Genomic DNA, 15192 nt, shown 5'->3' with positions numbered 1-15192 from the left:
GTCAGGCCGCGGTCGACCCGAATTCGGGCACCGCATCCTTCAGGATGGTCCTGATGGTGGCGCGATCGTCGCGCGCGACCGCCTGCTCCAGCGCCGTGATCCATTTGCGCAGCGTCTGCATCGGCGGCTCGTTCGGCTGCGCCGCCATGATGCCGGCAACGCCGATCTCGCGGGTCGGCTCCTCGGAGGCGAACAGGATCTCGTGCAGGCGCTCGCCGGGCCGCATCCCGGTGAAGACGATCTCGATGTCGTGGCCGGGCTGCAGGCCCGAGAGGCGGATCATGCGCTCGGCGAGATCGACGATCTTCACCGGCTGGCCCATGTTGAGCACATAGACCGCAACATCGGGACGCTGCGTTCCAAGCGCATGCGTCGCCGCGGTGATGACGAGATCGCAGGCCTCGCGAATGGTCATGAAGTAGCGGACCATGTCGGGATGCGTCACCGTCACCGGACCGCCGGCCTCGATCTGCGCCTTGAATTTCGGGACCACCGACCCGTTCGAGGCGAGAACGTTGCCGAACCGGACCGAGATCAGGCGCATCGGCGGCCTGGCTCCGTGCGGCCCGCAGGTGAGGTCGTGATCCAGCGCCTGGCAGTACATCTCGGCAAAGCGCTTGGTCAGGCCGAGCATCGACACCGGCTCGATCGCCTTGTCGGTCGAAATCATCACCATGGCTTCGGCGCCGGCGGCAACCGCGGCATCCGCCACGTTGATGGAGCCGAAGATGTTGGTCTTGACGCCCTCGCTCCAGTCGCGCTCGAGGATCGGCACGTGCTTGAGCGCGGCGGCGTGGAACACGATGTCCGGCTTGAATTCGTTCATCAGGCGGGTGATGCGCTCGCGGTCGCGAATGTCGGCAATCCGCCCCTCGATCGCGGCCGCCGTGTCCCGCGCGGCGAGCGCCTCGGTGATCGCGTAGAGCGCCGGCTCGGAATTCTCCACGATCAGAAGCCGCGCGGCGCCGAAGGCGACGACGCGCTCGCAAATCTCGGAACCGATCGAGCCGCCGCCGCCGGTGACGATCACCGCCTTGCCGTTGATCAGGGCTTCCAGGCGGGCATAGTCGATCGTCTCGCTCGGCCGCAGCAGCAGGTCCTCGACCGCGACGGCCGTGAGCCGCGGCGTGTCGCCGCTTTCCAGCGACGGCATGCGGTTGACGATCACGCCCAATTTGCGCGCCCGCATCAGGATCGATTCCGGATGCGCCTCCGGATCGAACGCCGACGGCGTCATGACGAGGCGCGCGATCGCCTTGTTGCGTTTGGCGAAGTCGGCGATGACGTCCTCGATGTCGTCGATGCCGCCCAGCACCGGCACGTTGCGGATGAACTGGCCGCGGTCCGAGCTCGATGGCGACAGCACGCCGACCGGCCAGATGCGCTTGATCGCCCCGCTCTCGATGCCGCGCAGCAGCACCTCGGCATCCGCGGCGCGGCCGATCAGCAGCGTCGGCGCGGCATCCCCGCCCCTCGCGTGACGCCGCACCCGCGTATAGCGGAAGTAGCGGTAGGCCATGCGCAGCGCGCTGAGGAAGGAGATCTCGAGGAACCAGTAGAGGACGATCGTCACCTTGCCGAGAAAGAAGGCACCGCGGACGTTGGGGGCGACGAAGATGTAGTCGAGCACGAGCAGGGCGACCGTCAGCACGGTCGCGACGCGGATGATGTTCAGCGCGTCAGGCAGCGAGATGAAGCGCCACTTCGTCGTGGTCAGATTGAAGATGAAGAACACGACCACGCTGAAGGCGAGGAAGTAGGGCAGGATCTGGAACAGCAGCGGCAAGCGGTCGAAGAAGCCGTCGCCACCCTCGAATCGCAGATAGAAGGCGGCAAAAAGCGCCGCCGTGGTCGCCAGCAGGTCGTGGAGCGCGATCAGGAAATTGCGCAAGTTGAGATGCGAAAGACGCGTCATCCGCCGACCGATGAAAACCCAGTTAGGTGCAACCTGACCGCGCTGATAGCCCATCTGGACCAGACTTGCCAGCCGCGCGGCCGCTCAGGAACCGGCTTCCCCCATCTTCGCCCGCGGCTGTTGTGCCCGGAGCACCATGCCGCCGGCGACGCCGACGCCGATGACGTACATCCAGCCCTCGTGGAAATCGAACAGATGGGAATTGAACAGCGAGGTGAAGACGTTCTGCACCACCACCAGGAGCCCGATCCAGTTCGCGAGCCCCTCGCCGCGAAATAGCAGCAGATGCAGAATCCAGATGGCGTAGAGAACGGCGACGCCGACCGCGCCCCATTGTACGGCGACGTTGAGCGTCTGGTTGTGCGGGTTGCCGATCACCTCGGCGGACGCCTGGTACTGCCCCCCGGGCGTCGCGACGCGTTCGAACAATCCACGCGTCGAACCGGTGCCATGCCCTATGATCGGCGCCTGCGCGAAGAAGCCGAGCGACTTCCGCCAGAATTCGAGCCGCAGGCCGAGCGAGGTCGGCTCGCCCCTTTCGACATAGCGCGTGTAGTCGTCGGAGAACCTCTCGGCCGTATGCCGCAAATGCGGCGAGGCCTGCCAGGCGAGAACGGCGACGGCGAGCAAACCGGCCGTGATGAGCGCGATGCTGCGCCATTTCAGATGAACCAGCGCGAACACGCCGAACATGATCGGAACGGTGACGAGCGCGGTGCGCGACACCACCACGAACGTCATGTTGACGAAGAAGCCGAGCGCCAGCGCCGTCAGCAGGGTGGCGAACCAGTATCGCTTCTCGCGCAGCAGCGTCACGATCGGATAGGCGAGCGCGACCGCGCAGAGCGCGAATTCCTGGCTCTGGTCGATGTAGTTCTTGACGAAAATGCCGCGTTCGGCCGGATCGGTCTTGAGCGCGAGGTTCGGGTAGAATGCGACCAGCCACGACATCACCGACAACAGGGCGCAGGACACCAGGAAGGCGATGAAGATCCAGCGGCCGCGCGGCGACCGCTCGAAATGATAGAGCAGGACCGGCAGCACCAGCAGCTTGATGGTCGGATTGATCGCGTAGGAGCGCGCGCCCCAAGGCGCGTCCGACCAGAGCGTTCCCACCAGCGCGAGCACGACCAGTGCAATCGGAGCCAGACAGATTGGACGTTTCAAGGATTGCAGGAAGGCACGGACGTCGAGGAACGGCACCATGCAGAGCAGCATCAGCGCGTTGAATATCCCTGCAAGCGAGGTCGACCAGGGCAGCGAGGCCGCGGTCAGAACCGCGAAGATATCGACGGTCTCGCTCCAGGCGGCCGGGCTGCGCAGACGGCGAAGCAACATTTGGCCGGTCGTCTCGCGTGCGAGCGCCGTCACTTGCCGCCCCCCCGGGCGCGGTGCACCAGCGCCGTCGTGCTGAAGCCCTGGAGGATGTCGACCAGCACGACCACCCCGCCCGCCTCCTCGACGATCTCGTGGCCGACCACTTGCTCGCGGGTATAGTCGCCGCCCTTCACCAGCACGCCGGGCTTGACGCGCCTGATCAGGTCGATCGGCGTGTCCTCTTCGAAGATGACGACGAGATCGACGGCCTCGAGCGCGGCGAGCACCTCGGCTCGCGCCCGTTCGTCCTGGACCGGCCGCTCGGCGCCCTTCAGCCGCCGCACCGAGCCGTCGCTGTTGAGCCCCACGATCAGGCGGTCGCAGGCGGCGCGCGCCGCGGTCAGCACCTTGACGTGGCCGGGATGCAGGATGTCGAAACAGCCATTAGTGAAGCCGACGCGCAGGTCCTGCCTTCTCCAATCGGCGAGCTGCGCGTCGAGCGCGGCCGGATCGAGCACGATCTTCTCTTCGGCCGCGAGCGTGGCATGCGGCAGGATCTTTCGGCGCAGCTCGGCCGCGCTCACGTTGGCGGTGCCTTGCTTGCCGACGGCGACGGCGGCAGCGGCGTTGGCGATGCGCAGCGCCGTGTTCCAGTCTGCGCCGGTCGCAAGCGAGACCGCGAGCGCGGCGGCGACGGTGTCACCGGCGCCGGAGACATCGCGCACCTTCACCGGGACTGCCGGAACGTGAACGGCCTCGCCGCCCCGCGGCACCAGCGTCATGCCGTGCTCGCCCTGCGTGACCAGGATCGCCTCGCAGTCGGCGAGCCGCATCACGTCCTCGCTGGCATCGACGATGCTCTGCGGCGTGTCGGCGCGGCTGCGCGTCGCTTCCGAGAATTCCTTGCGGTTGGGCGTGAGCAGCGTGGCGCCGCGATAGATCGCCCAGTTCAGGCTCTTGGGGTCGACGATCACGGGCTTGCCGAGCTTTTTCGCGGCGTCGATGGTGTGGCGGATGACGCGCGCCGTCAGCACGCCCTTGGCGTAGTCCGACAGCAGCACGATGTCGGCGCGCGCGATCTGCGGCAGGATCGCCTCGATCAGCCTGGTCTCGATGTCGTCCGATGCAGGCGCCGCCTGCTCCCAATCCGCGCGCAGCATGTGCGTTGAAAAATGCTCGGAGACGAAACGGACCTTTCGCGTGGTCGGCCGCGACGGATCGCACACCAGCACGCTTTCTATTCCGGCCTGCTCGCCAAGCGCCGAGGCGAGCCGCTTGCCCGCATCGTCATCGCCGACGAGGCCGACGAAGATGCAGCGCGCGCCGAGAGAGGCGACATTGCGCGCGACGTTGCCGGCGCCGCCGATATGGATCTCGCTGCGCTGCGCGGCGATGACCGGCGTCGGCGCTTCCGGCGAGATCCGCGACACCTCGCCATAGACGAACTCGTCCAGCATGATGTCGCCGATGCACAGCACCGTGCGGCCTGAGATGGCTTTCGCGAGGGCGTCGAAATCGAGAATGGGCGTCGGCATGGTCAAGGGGCCTCAGCGGAAACGGTCAGGCCGGTCGAGATAGTCCCCGACATAGGCTTTCACGGCATCCTCGAGCGTCGTGAAGCCGCCGTTATAACCGGCGCGGTGGAGGCGATCGACCTCGCTCTGGGTAAAGTATTGGTAGGCCCCGCGGATCTGCTCGGGCATGTCGATATATTCGATGTTGGGCCTGGCGCCGAGCGCCGCATAGGCCGCCAGCATCAGATCCCTGAAGCTGCGCGCCTTGCCGGTCCCGACATTGAAAAGGCCAGACACCGACGGCGTCGCCAGCAGCCACATGATCACGCGCACGACGTCGTCGACATAGATGAAATCGCGACGCTGGTCGCCGTCGGCGATGCCCTCGCGATGCGACTTGAACAATTGCACGACGCGGCCGGCCTTGACGTCGTCGAAGCGGCGCGCCAGCACGCTCATCATCGAGCCCTTGTGGTATTCGTTGGGGCCGAACACGTTGAAGAATTTCAGGCCCACACATTGCGGCGGCAACGGATCGCCGTTCGCGAGGCGCCCGGCGACCGCAAGGTCGAACATGTGCTTGCTCCAGCCGTAGAGATTCATCGGCCGAAGCTTCTTCAATGCGGCAAGCGAGGCGTCGTCGTCGAAACCGGTCTCGCCATCGCCATAGGTCGCCGCCGAGGAGGCATAGATGAACGGCACGGCGCTCGCCGTGCACCAGTCGAGCAGGCGCGTCGACAGGCGGAAATTGGTCTCGAACACGAGGTCGCCGTCGGTCGCGGTGGTCGCCGAAATCGCACCGAGATGGATCACGGCGTCCAGCTTGCGGTCCTTCAGCCAGTCCATCAGCTCGGCCGGCGGGACGATGTCCACAAGCTGGCGCTTGGCGAGATTCCGCCACTTGCCCTCGTTGCCGAGAAAATCGCAAACGACGACGTCGCTGCGGCCGGCGTCATTGAGCGCGGCCACGACATTCGACCCGATAAAACCGGCCCCGCCGGTCACCAGCAACATTCCGAAATCCCTGCCCGATTTTTTGCGACCCGGTCCTGCCGTAGCGCATGAGCCGCCAAAGTGTAAGCGGTTTTGGGATTGGGCGGTCTGCCGGCTTTACCTGCCGGCCCGGAGCGGCTACCGAACCGCCTCAATCAGATCGCCCGGCCCCATTTAACGAATGAACCGAGATTCGACACTTAGCGGAGATGCAGAGCGGAGCGACACGCGCCCGATTCTGATCATTCCCTACATGTGGATCGGCGACTTCGTCCGGAATCACACAGTGGTCCGGGTCCTGAAGGAGCGCTGGCCCAACCGGCCCGTCGATCTCCTGACCACCTCCCTCTGCGCCCCGCTGGTGGATTACATGCCGGGCGTGCGTCAGGCCATCGTCTGGGACCTGCCGCGCGGCCGGCTAGCCGTTGGCCGCCAGCTGGCCTTGGCGAAGCTCCTGCGGAAGGGGAACTACGGCACGGCCCTGGTGCTGCCGCGGACCTGGAAGGCGGCCATCGCGCCCGCACTGGCGGGTATCCCCGAACGGGTCGGCTTTGTCGGCGAGTTCCGTTTCGGCCTGCTCAACCGCTGGCGCTGGGGCGAGAAGAAGCTGCCGCGCTTCATCGACAAGAACGCCGCCCTGGCCCAGCCCGACGGCGCTCCCCTGCCCCCGGAATGGCCGGTGCCGCAATTGCGCGTTCAGCCCGAGGACATCGTCCGCTGGCGCCAGGCCAACGGCCTCGGCGCGGGAGCCGCGGTGGCGCTCGCCCCCGGCTCGGTCGGCGTCTCCAAGCGCTGGACGTCCTATCCGGAGGCAGCCCGCCTGCTGGTCGAGCGCGGGCTCGAAGTCTGGGTGGTCGGCGGCCCCGGCGAAAAGGGCCTTGCCCAGGAGATCGTCGCCGCCGGCGGCCCGGGGACCGCTGGCGGGCCGGGGACCGCTGGCGGCCCTGGGGTGCGTGACCTCACCGGCAACGATTTGCGCAACGGCGTGCTGGCCATGGCCGCGGCCGGCGTCGCGATCTCCAACGATTCCGGACTGATGCACATCGCAGCCGCCCTCGGCACGCCCACCATGGGCATCTTCGGCCCGACCAGCCCCTATCTCTGGGCCCCGCTCAACGGCCTCGCCGCGACCGTGGTGCAGGACAAGGAAAAGCTGTCCTGCCAGCCCTGCCAGAGCACGATCTGCAAGATGAACGACCACCGCTGCATGCGGAACATCACGGCGAGCGAGGTGGTGGGGATCGCGCGGCGCGTGCTGGAGGAAGCGCGGGCGACGACGTGAGCGCGTGCTCCGCGGAAGGCGGAGCCGATGGAGTCAAGCGTGGGCGCGCGTCAGCTCATAGCGAGCCGTCAGGGCATCGATGGGAATGCCCCATTCCCTGCTGATGATCCGGATCATCTCGAGAGTCAGTGGACGGACGCGATTCAAAATCTCGGACGCCCGGTTGCGACCAATCAGAGCCGCCAATTCCGACTGCGACCGTCCCATCGACTCGATTGCAAAATGGAGAACGTCGACTGGATCGCCACTCCTGGTCGCGAAGTGATTGTCTTCGTATTCCTTGATGAGTGACGACAAGACTTCGAAGCGATCACCATCAGGCGTGCCAAGCGCCGGCTCAGCCTCGAAATAGCGGGACACTTCGCCGATCGCCCAATCGTAATCCTGTTCATTGCGAAGAGGCCTTACGTCCATCATCACACGGTCTCCGCGTCTATTCCGTCATACTCTTCGTGCGTACCGACAAACTTGATCAGAGCTGTTTTGAACGTGTAGGAGAAATGAACCACGAGGCGATACTTGTTGCCGCCTATGTCGAAGATGGCTCTGTTGTCGCCGACGAAGTCCACGTTGTTGCCGAACGCCTTTTTAAGATCAGCCGGGCCGTTCCAATCGCCCTTGGACACGATTTCATACCAAGTCCCCAAAGGGGTCCGCGCCTTGGGGTAGCGCTCCCAGAACAGCTTCAGGGCCTTTCTGGCGATGACGTTCATTGTCATAACATGCTCCCATAATGGGATCAATATAATTCCCGTGCCGGGAACAAGTCGAATGACTTCAAGAGGTCTGCAGCCGATCCCCTCGTCGCCAAGCCGTTGATTTCGTTGAGCCCGGCTACTTTGCATGGGGTTGTTTTGCGATCTTTAATCCGCCCGAGCGACGACGGGCTCAGAGCAAGGGCCGATAAGCCTCGCCGATCCGCGCCGCTTCGGCATCGAGACTGAATTTTTCCAGCACCCGCGCCCGCCCCCTCTCGCCCATCGCCGTTGCGGCGGCGACGTCGCGCATCAGCGGCTCCAATGCAGCCGCCAGCGCATCGGCATCGCCCGTCGGGATCAGCACACCCGTCACGCCATCCTCGACCACGAGCTCGGCTGCGCCGGCGCGTGAGGCAACGAGGGCACTGCCCGCCGCCATCGCCTCGATCAGCGTGAGGCCAAAGCCCTCGTTGCGTGAGGTGAAGGCATAGATCGTCAGGCGCTGATACCAGCGCTGCACCGCTTCGATTTCCAGCTCGCCGGTGATGACGATGCGCGATTGCAGGCCGGCGGCCTCGATCCGCTTTTTCAGATCGTTGGCAAACGGCGTCTGCTCGGCGGTGACCTGTCCGACGATGACAGCGGTGAAATCCGGATGGCGCGGCAACAGGCGGCACATCGCATCGACGAACACATCGGTGCCCTTCTGCGCACGCACGCGGCCGAAACAGCCGATGGCGTAGCGGCCGGGCAGCGCGGCTTCCGCGAACGCAGCGGCGCGATCTATCGGCGACGCATAGACATCGGTGTCGACGCCATGCGGGATCACGGTTGCCTTCACCTTCAGGAACGAGGCCGAGAGATCCGACGTCGCGATGATCGCGTCCATGCGCCGGATCAGCCAGCGCGTGATCCATGAGTGATGCCGCTGAGCCGCCGAGGTGAACACCAGCTTGAGCGGCCAGCCGAGCGCGCGCAGCACGACGCCCGCGATCATCTCGTTGTTGCGCCGCGCGTGCCAGATCAGCGGCGCCTTGCGCCGCCACAGCTTCAGCAAATCCGCAACACTCAGGCGCGCGATCCCCGCCGGCGCGTCCGAGCCGAACCAGGCGGCGCGATATAGTTTCGCCAGCCGCGGCGCCACCATCCGGTTGGTCGCTGTGACCCCGGAATAGCGCCTGTGCAGATTTGGCACGATCACGTCGAGATCGCCGGGGAAATTGGCCACGTCACGCTCCGTTTGACAGGCCCCCTATACGCAACATTAAGCATAGTGACCAGTTCAGGGCTGCCGATACCCCCTCTTCACCACGCAAGCGTTAGCTTTGCGCGTTGATCGAAGACGGGTGAGATCATGACTGTGCTAGTCACCGGCGGCGCCGGTTATATCGGAAGTCACACGGTTCTCGCGCTGGCGGAAGCCGGCGAGGACGTCGTCGTGATCGACGATCTCTCGACCGGTTTCTCCGCCTATCTGCCCGAGGGCGTGCCGCTGTTCATCGGGGACGCCGGCGACGAGAATCTGCTCGAGGGCGTGATCGCCCAGCACAACATCGAGAGCATCATCCATTTCGCGGGCTCGGTCGTCGTGCCGGACTCGATGCGAGATCCGCTCGGATACTACCGCAACAATTTCACGACCGCGCGCAACCTGCTCAACGTGGCGGTCAAGCGCGGCATCAATCGCTTCATCTTCTCCTCGACCGCCGCCGTCTACGGCAATCCGGACATGGTGCCGGTGCCCGAGCAGGCGCCGACGCGGCCGCTGTCGCCGTACGGCTCGTCGAAGCTGATGACCGAGATCATGCTGCACGACGTCGCCGCCGCCTACGGCATGCAGTACGTCACCTTGCGCTATTTCAACGTGGCCGGCGCCGATCCGCAGGCGCGCATCGGGCTTGCCACCGTCGGCGCCACGCATCTGCTCAAGATCGCGGTGGAAGCCGCCACCGGCCAGCGCGCCAAGATCGACGTGTTCGGCACCGACTATCCGACCCCCGACGGCAGCTGCATCCGCGACTTCATCCACGTCACCGACCTCTCGCAGGCGCACCGTTCGGCCCTCGCCTATTTGCGTAATGGCGGCGCCTCGACGACGCTGAATTGCGGCTATGGCCGCGGCTATTCGGTGCTCGAGACCATCGACGCCGTGCGCCGTGTCTCGGGCCGCAGCTTCGCCGTGCAATACGCGCCGCGCCGGCCGGGCGACATCATGACCATGGTCGCCGACACCAGCCGCATCCGCGGCCTGCTCGACTGGCGGCCGCAATACGAGGACCTCGAGACCATCGCCGCCCACGCGCTGGCGTGGGAGGACAAGCTGTTCCACGAGCGCCATGGCGAGCTCCGCCACGCCGCCTCGGCCTAGATTCCCTTCCGACGCAAGCCCTTAATTGGGCTTGAAAAACCGCAGCTGAGCGGGCACAGAGGCCCATCGATCCCTGACGCGCGGGCAGGCTTTGTCCTGCGCCGTCAATGGACCCCGGATGGCTCAGTTTCCAAAGAAAATCACCGACGATCCCTATGCGGCCGCGACCCTGGTTCGCCGCCTCGTCACGGAACAGGGCGTCGTCTACTGGCGGCGCTACCTCGTTGCCTTCGCGCTGATGGCGGCAGCCGCAGGCGCAACCGCGGGCGCGACCTACGTGCTCGGCCAGGTTATCAACCAGGCCTATGTCGACAAGAACATCCCGGGCATCGCGATGTTCTCGGGCATCACGGTGCTCCTGCTCTTCATCAAGGGCGTGGCGACCTACGGCCACATGGTGATCCTGACCAAGATCTCGAACGCGATCCTCGCCACCAACCAGCGCCAGCTGTTCGCGAAACTGATGCGCGAGAGCGTCGGCTTCTTCTCCGAGCGCCATTCGTCTGAGTTCCTCGCGCGGCTGACGGCCGGCGCCAAGTCGATCACCGACGTGCTCAACATGCTGGTCAACGCCATCGGGCGCGACCTGTTGATGCTGCTCGCCATGATCGGCGTGATGGTGTGGCAGGATCCGCTGATGTCGTTCATCGGCCTCGTCGCGGTGCCGCCGGCGATGCTGGTGCTGCGCAAGCTGGTCAAGCGCATCAAGGGCCTTGCCTTCAACCAGTTCACCGGCACCGCCGACATCATGGAGACGATGCAGGAATCGCTGCAGGGCATCCGCACGGTCAAGGCGTTCACGCTGGAAGAGACCATGCAGAAGCGCATCGACGAGAACATCGCGATCGTCGAGCGCAACGCCAACAAGATGGCGCGCGTCGCCAACCGCTCCAACCCGCTGATGGAGATGCTCGGCGGCTTCGCGGTCGCAGGCTGCCTGATGTATGGCGGCTACAGCGTGGTCGCGCTGAACGCCACGCCCGGCGCGTTCTTCTCGTTCATGACCGCGTTCCTGATGGCGACCGAGCCGGCCAAGCGGCTGGCCCGGCTCAACATCGACCTCAACAGCCAGCTCGTCGGCGCGCGCATGCTGCTCGAAATCATCGACAGCCCGGCCAGTGAGCACTCCGACGACGACAAGCCGGCGCTGAAGCTCACCGACGCGCGCATCGAGCTGCGCGACGTCAGCTTCTCCTACCGCACCGGCGAGACCGTGCTGAACCGCATGAGCTTCACGGCCGAACCGGGCAAGGTCACCGCGCTGGTGGGCCCCTCCGGCGGCGGCAAGTCGACCGTGCTGGCCCTGCTGTTGCGTTTCCATGAGGTGACGCAGGGCGACATCGTGATCGACGGCCAGTCGATCGGCGCGGTCTCGCGCAAATCGCTGCGGTCGCAGACCGCCTATGTCGGCCAGGACGTCTATCTGTTCCGCGACACCATCCGCAGCAACATCGCATTCGGCAAGCCGGGCGCGAGCGAGAACGAGATCATCGAGGCGGCGAAAGCGGCCTGCGCGCATGATTTCATCATGAGCTTCCCGCTCGGCTATGACACGCCGGTCGGCGAGCATGGCACGCAGCTCTCCGGCGGCCAGCGCCAGCGCATTGCGGTGGCGCGCGCGCTGATCAAGAACGCACCGGTCATCCTGCTGGACGAAGCCACCGCCGCACTGGACTCGGAGTCCGAGCGGCAGGTGCAGGAAGCGATCGAGCATCTCTGCCAGAATCGCACCACCATCGTGATCGCGCATCGCCTGCACACCATCATGCACGCGGACAGCATCCTGGTGGTCGAGGGCGGCGAGATCGTCGAGCAGGGCCGGCACGACGATCTGCTGCGCCGCGGCGGGCGCTATGCCTCGTTCTTCCGCCTGCAACACCATGTTTCCGGCGCTCTGGCGCCGATCAGCGCAACCGCCTAGAGTTCCTCGTCAACCTCAAGAGCCGCGAGACCCGCATGAACGCCGCCTCCTACGTCATCCCGCTTCCGCCCCAGGCTTCGCTTCCCGTCGTCGGAGAAAGCGGCCGCTTTCCGGTGCGCCGCATCTGGTGCGTCGGCCGCAACTATCTCGAGCACATCCGCGAGATGGGCAATGACGAGCGTGCCCCGCCGTTCTTCTTCGCCAAGCACGCCGACATGCTGGTGCCCGACGGCGCCACCATTCCCTATCCGCCGCTGACCAAGGATCTGCATCACGAGGTCGAGCTGATCGTCGCGATGAAGAGCGGCGGGCTCAACATCTCCGCCGACAAGGCGCTCGACCACGTCTACGGCTACGCCGTCGGCATCGACCTCACCCGCCGCGACCTCCAGATCGCCTCTCGCAAGAAGGAGCGCCCCTGGGAGATCGGCAAGTCGTTCGACGGCTCGGCCCCCTGCTCCGCGGTGCAGCCGGCCTCCAAGATCGGCCATCCCGCCAAGGGCAAGATCTGGCTCACCGTCAACGGCAAGGAAGCCCAGAAGGGCGACCTCACCGAGCTGATCTGGAATGTGCCCGAGATCATCTGGCAGCTCTCCCAGCAGGTGAAGCTCGCCGCCGGCGACATCATCATGACCGGCACCCCCGCCGGCGTGTCGCAGCTCCAGCCCGGCGACAAGCTCGAATGCGGCATCGATGGCGTCGGCACGCTGAAGGTCAGCATCGGCCAGCCGGAATAGGTTCGAAGCGTATGGCGGATTAGCGAAAGCGTAATCCGCCACCTTCGCGCGGCAATCGGCGATGTCGATTGTTGCTCAAGCAGTACGGCGGATTACGCTTCGCTAATCCGCCCTACAAGCTACCAGGCCTTCACCGGCCGATTGGCGTGAGACGCCTGCGGCACACCGCGATTGAGCGACATGTGCGAATGCACGCACAGCCAGCTATCGCCGCTCTTCGAAAACACCATCGTCGCTCGCCCCGGACGCGCGAACGTGCTGCCATCGGGATGATAGCCCGTGCTCGTCCACGGCGCGATCACCGTCGCCATCGTGCCGTCGGGGGATGCCAGGATCGAGGCCTGATCGAGCACGAAGCGGAAGTCGGCCGTCTTCGGCCAGACATTGTCCCATTGCGTCGTGACCCACTGGTCGAGACCGGGGATGACGTCGTTATGCGTGCCGAAGGCCAGCACGTCGGGGTGGAAGAGCGGCCGCGCCGAGGCGTAGTCGACGTCGCGGACATAGCCCGCGAAGGTGTCGAGCCAGGCTAGGAAGAACTTGGCGATCTCGGCATTCGCGGCTGGCAAGGAGGCCATCACCTGCTCCAAATTGGGCAATTCATCACGGCGATCTTTGTTGCCATGAGCCGGACCATCCAGCAAGATTTGCACTCCGGGATCACTCGATCGCGATAGGGATAACTCGCAGCCGGGTCCGATGCTTCGACATCGGCTGGCGCGACTTGATGGAGCCAGATTCATGAACCGCCTCCTTCTGCTTGCGGCCTCCCTCTTCCTCACCTTTAGCGCAGCCAGCGCACAATCCGGCCAACCCTATGCTGGGCTTGAAGGGCGCCCCATCAAGACGCTGTCGCAGCAGCAGATCGACGATCTTCGCGCCGGGCGCGGGATGGGCTTGGCTCTCGCTGCGGAGCTCAATGGATATCCGGGTCCCAGCCACGTGCTCGAGCTTGGTGATCGTCTCGACTTGACCGCCGATCAGCGCGTCGAGGTCCGGCGGCTGTTCGATGCCATGAAACAGGAAACCGTTCCGCTGGGTCACAAGCTCGTCGAACAAGAGAGAGCGCTGGAAGATCTTTTCTCCTCCCGCGCGATCACATCGGAAGCGCTCAAGACGAGTATTGCGGCCATTGCCGAAACGCAGGCGCAGCTCCGCGAGAGCCACCTCAAATATCATCTGTCGACCGCTGCCCTACTCGATCAGGGCCAGATGCAGCGATACGCGGAACTACGCGGCTATCAGAACCAGAGCCCCGACACCCCCGCAGGTCACAAGCACCATCACTAGGCGGGGCCTGCCGCCTGGTCCGGCGTCGACAGGATCGGACGATCACTGCAGACTCGCAATCCCCCTTACGAGATCACGCAAGGCGGACCATATTCAATGGCCTCCCGGCGCTTTCAGATTCAACTCACCGCCGACCACACGATCAGCCCGAGAATCGGCGCCGTCAGCGAATATTTCAGCGTGTAGTAGACGTTGCGATTCCACTCCTTGACCTTGCGGCTGCCGAGGTGGATCTCGTAGAGCTTGCCGAACACCTTGTTGAGGACGCCGACATTCTCGCCCTCCACGTTCTGGGTCGCCGACGCCTTGACGATGTGATGGCTGACCCAGCGGTTGATCGCGGTCATGAAGCCGTACTTCATCGGGCGCTCGACGTCGCAGAACAGAATGATGCGGTTGACGTCGGTCGCATTCTCGGCGCTGTGGATGAAGGTCTCGTCGAACATGAAGGCCTCGCCGTCGCGCCAGACGCATTCGACGCCGTCGACCAGGATGCGGCATTTGTTCGAGTTCGGCGTGACCAGGCCGAGGTGATAGCGCAGCGAGCCGGCGAAGGGATCGCGGTGCGCGCCGAGCTTGCCGCCCGGCGGCAGCATCGCGAACATCGCGCCGTGCACGCTCGGGATCGACTTGAGCAGCTCCACCGTCTTCGGGCACAGAGTGTTGGCCGACGGCAAGAAGTCGTCGTACCATTTCAGGTAAAAGCGCTTCCAGCCGCTCTTGAAAAACGAGTAGAAGCCCCAGTCGTTGTTCTTGGCGGCCGCGCGGATAAAGCCTTCGTCGAACAGGCGCACGGCCTCGTCGCGAATGGTCTCCCAGTTCTCGCTGAGCGGCTTCAGCTCCGGAAACTGCTCGACCGAGATCACCGGCTTGTTCGGCACCGCCGAGCCCGCATACATCAGCACGTTATAGGGCGCGAGATAGGTGGAGTGATCGCCGAGCTGGCGCGCGAAACGCAGGCGCTGTTTGCCGCGGAAGTGAATGTAAAGCGTCGAGGCCGCCAGCACATAGAGAATGACAAGTTGCGGCGCAAAAAGCTGTTTCAGCATTTCCCCGTTCCCCCGTGAACCCAGCCGGGGACGTCATCTACTCCTGCCGAACCGGTGCGACAAGACACTCAGCGGCAGGTTGCGTTCACACTGGGGAGAGCAAACGAG

14 protein-coding genes are annotated in these 15192 nt (G+C 64.9%); 5 read left to right on the top strand and 9 right to left on the bottom strand.

Going from position 1 to position 15192, the window contains the following annotated elements:
* Position 1: 1 nt before the first annotated feature.
* The 4 genes from QRQ56_RS00245 to rfaD form a co-directional block, all read right to left on the bottom strand.
* Positions 2-1915, bottom strand: coding sequence for an SDR family NAD(P)-dependent oxidoreductase (locus tag QRQ56_RS00245; RefSeq protein WP_438736682.1), 1914 nt, complete (start codon positions 1913-1915; stop codon positions 2-4).
* Between the two features lie 84 nt (positions 1916-1999).
* Positions 2000-3286 carry an O-antigen ligase family protein gene (locus QRQ56_RS00240; protein ID WP_438736680.1) on the bottom strand — a complete coding sequence of 429 codons (1287 nt, stop codon included), beginning with the start codon at positions 3284-3286 and terminating at the stop codon, positions 2000-2002.
* Positions 3283-4755 carry a D-glycero-beta-D-manno-heptose-7-phosphate kinase gene (gene rfaE1, locus QRQ56_RS00235; RefSeq protein ID WP_438740024.1) on the bottom strand — a complete coding sequence of 491 codons (1473 nt, stop codon included), beginning with the start codon at positions 4753-4755 and terminating at the stop codon, positions 3283-3285. The genes QRQ56_RS00240 and rfaE1 overlap by 4 nt, the downstream gene beginning before the upstream one ends.
* 24 nt (positions 4756-4779) lie before the next feature.
* Positions 4780-5760 (bottom strand): ADP-glyceromanno-heptose 6-epimerase, encoded by a 981-nt coding sequence (gene rfaD, locus QRQ56_RS00230; RefSeq protein ID WP_438736678.1) that lies wholly within the window; start codon positions 5758-5760, stop codon positions 4780-4782.
* A 160-nt stretch (positions 5761-5920) separates the two neighbouring features.
* Here rfaD and waaF point away from each other — a divergent pair, with 160 nt between their 5' ends.
* Entirely contained in the window at positions 5921-7021 is a 1101-nt protein-coding gene (gene waaF, locus QRQ56_RS00225; RefSeq protein WP_438736676.1) for a lipopolysaccharide heptosyltransferase II, read from the top strand.
* 33 nt (positions 7022-7054) lie between these two features.
* Here the strand turns inward: waaF and QRQ56_RS00220 are convergent, their stop codons facing one another.
* The 3 genes from QRQ56_RS00220 to QRQ56_RS00210 form a co-directional block, all read right to left on the bottom strand.
* Positions 7055-7438, bottom strand: coding sequence for a helix-turn-helix domain-containing protein (locus tag QRQ56_RS00220; RefSeq protein ID WP_438736674.1), 384 nt, complete (start codon positions 7436-7438; stop codon positions 7055-7057).
* The gene (locus QRQ56_RS00215) at positions 7438-7734 is read right to left on the bottom strand and encodes a type II toxin-antitoxin system HigB family toxin (RefSeq protein WP_438736672.1); all 297 of its coding nucleotides are present in this window, start codon (positions 7732-7734) and stop codon (positions 7438-7440) included. The genes QRQ56_RS00220 and QRQ56_RS00215 overlap by 1 nt, the downstream gene beginning before the upstream one ends.
* Positions 7735-7909: 175 nt before the next feature.
* Positions 7910-8947: a glycosyltransferase family 4 protein gene (locus tag QRQ56_RS00210; protein WP_438736670.1), complete on the bottom strand. Its 1038-nt coding sequence runs from the start codon at positions 8945-8947 to the stop codon at positions 7910-7912.
* Between the two features lie 126 nt (positions 8948-9073).
* On the opposite strand from QRQ56_RS00210, the gene galE reads away from it, so the two are divergent.
* The 3 genes from galE to QRQ56_RS00195 all read left to right on the top strand — a co-directional run bounded on the left by galE (position 9074) and on the right by QRQ56_RS00195 (position 12745).
* On the top strand, positions 9074-10087 hold the full coding sequence (gene galE, locus QRQ56_RS00205) for a UDP-glucose 4-epimerase GalE (protein WP_438736668.1): 1014 nt from the start codon (positions 9074-9076) through the stop codon (positions 10085-10087).
* A gap of 118 nt (positions 10088-10205) precedes the next feature.
* Positions 10206-12008: an ABC transporter ATP-binding protein gene (locus QRQ56_RS00200; protein ID WP_438736666.1), complete on the top strand. Its 1803-nt coding sequence runs from the start codon at positions 10206-10208 to the stop codon at positions 12006-12008.
* Between the two features lie 35 nt (positions 12009-12043).
* Positions 12044-12745, top strand: coding sequence for a fumarylacetoacetate hydrolase family protein (locus tag QRQ56_RS00195; RefSeq protein ID WP_438736664.1), 702 nt, complete (start codon positions 12044-12046; stop codon positions 12743-12745).
* Positions 12746-12864: 119 nt separating this feature from the next.
* Here QRQ56_RS00195 and QRQ56_RS00190 read toward each other — a convergent pair whose 3' ends face one another.
* A complete protein-coding gene (locus QRQ56_RS00190) occupies positions 12865-13323 on the bottom strand; it encodes a YybH family protein (RefSeq protein WP_438736663.1) in 459 nt (152 codons plus the stop codon).
* A 163-nt stretch (positions 13324-13486) separates the two neighbouring features.
* Here QRQ56_RS00190 and QRQ56_RS00185 point away from each other — a divergent pair, with 163 nt between their 5' ends.
* The gene (locus tag QRQ56_RS00185; RefSeq protein WP_438736661.1) at positions 13487-14035 is read left to right on the top strand and encodes a Spy/CpxP family protein refolding chaperone; all 549 of its coding nucleotides are present in this window, start codon (positions 13487-13489) and stop codon (positions 14033-14035) included.
* A 119-nt stretch (positions 14036-14154) separates the two neighbouring features.
* Here the strand turns inward: QRQ56_RS00185 and QRQ56_RS00180 are convergent, their stop codons facing one another.
* Positions 14155-15084: an aspartyl/asparaginyl beta-hydroxylase domain-containing protein gene (locus QRQ56_RS00180; protein ID WP_438736659.1), complete on the bottom strand. Its 930-nt coding sequence runs from the start codon at positions 15082-15084 to the stop codon at positions 14155-14157.
* Positions 15085-15192: the final 108 nt, after the last annotated feature.

Origin of the sequence: Bradyrhizobium sp. U531 (assembly GCF_051710265.1) — a bacterium.
Lineage (GTDB): Bacteria > Pseudomonadota > Alphaproteobacteria > Rhizobiales > Xanthobacteraceae > Bradyrhizobium.
The sequence above is the reverse complement of the archived record's forward strand: the minus strand, read 5'-3'. Positions and strand labels throughout refer to the sequence as shown.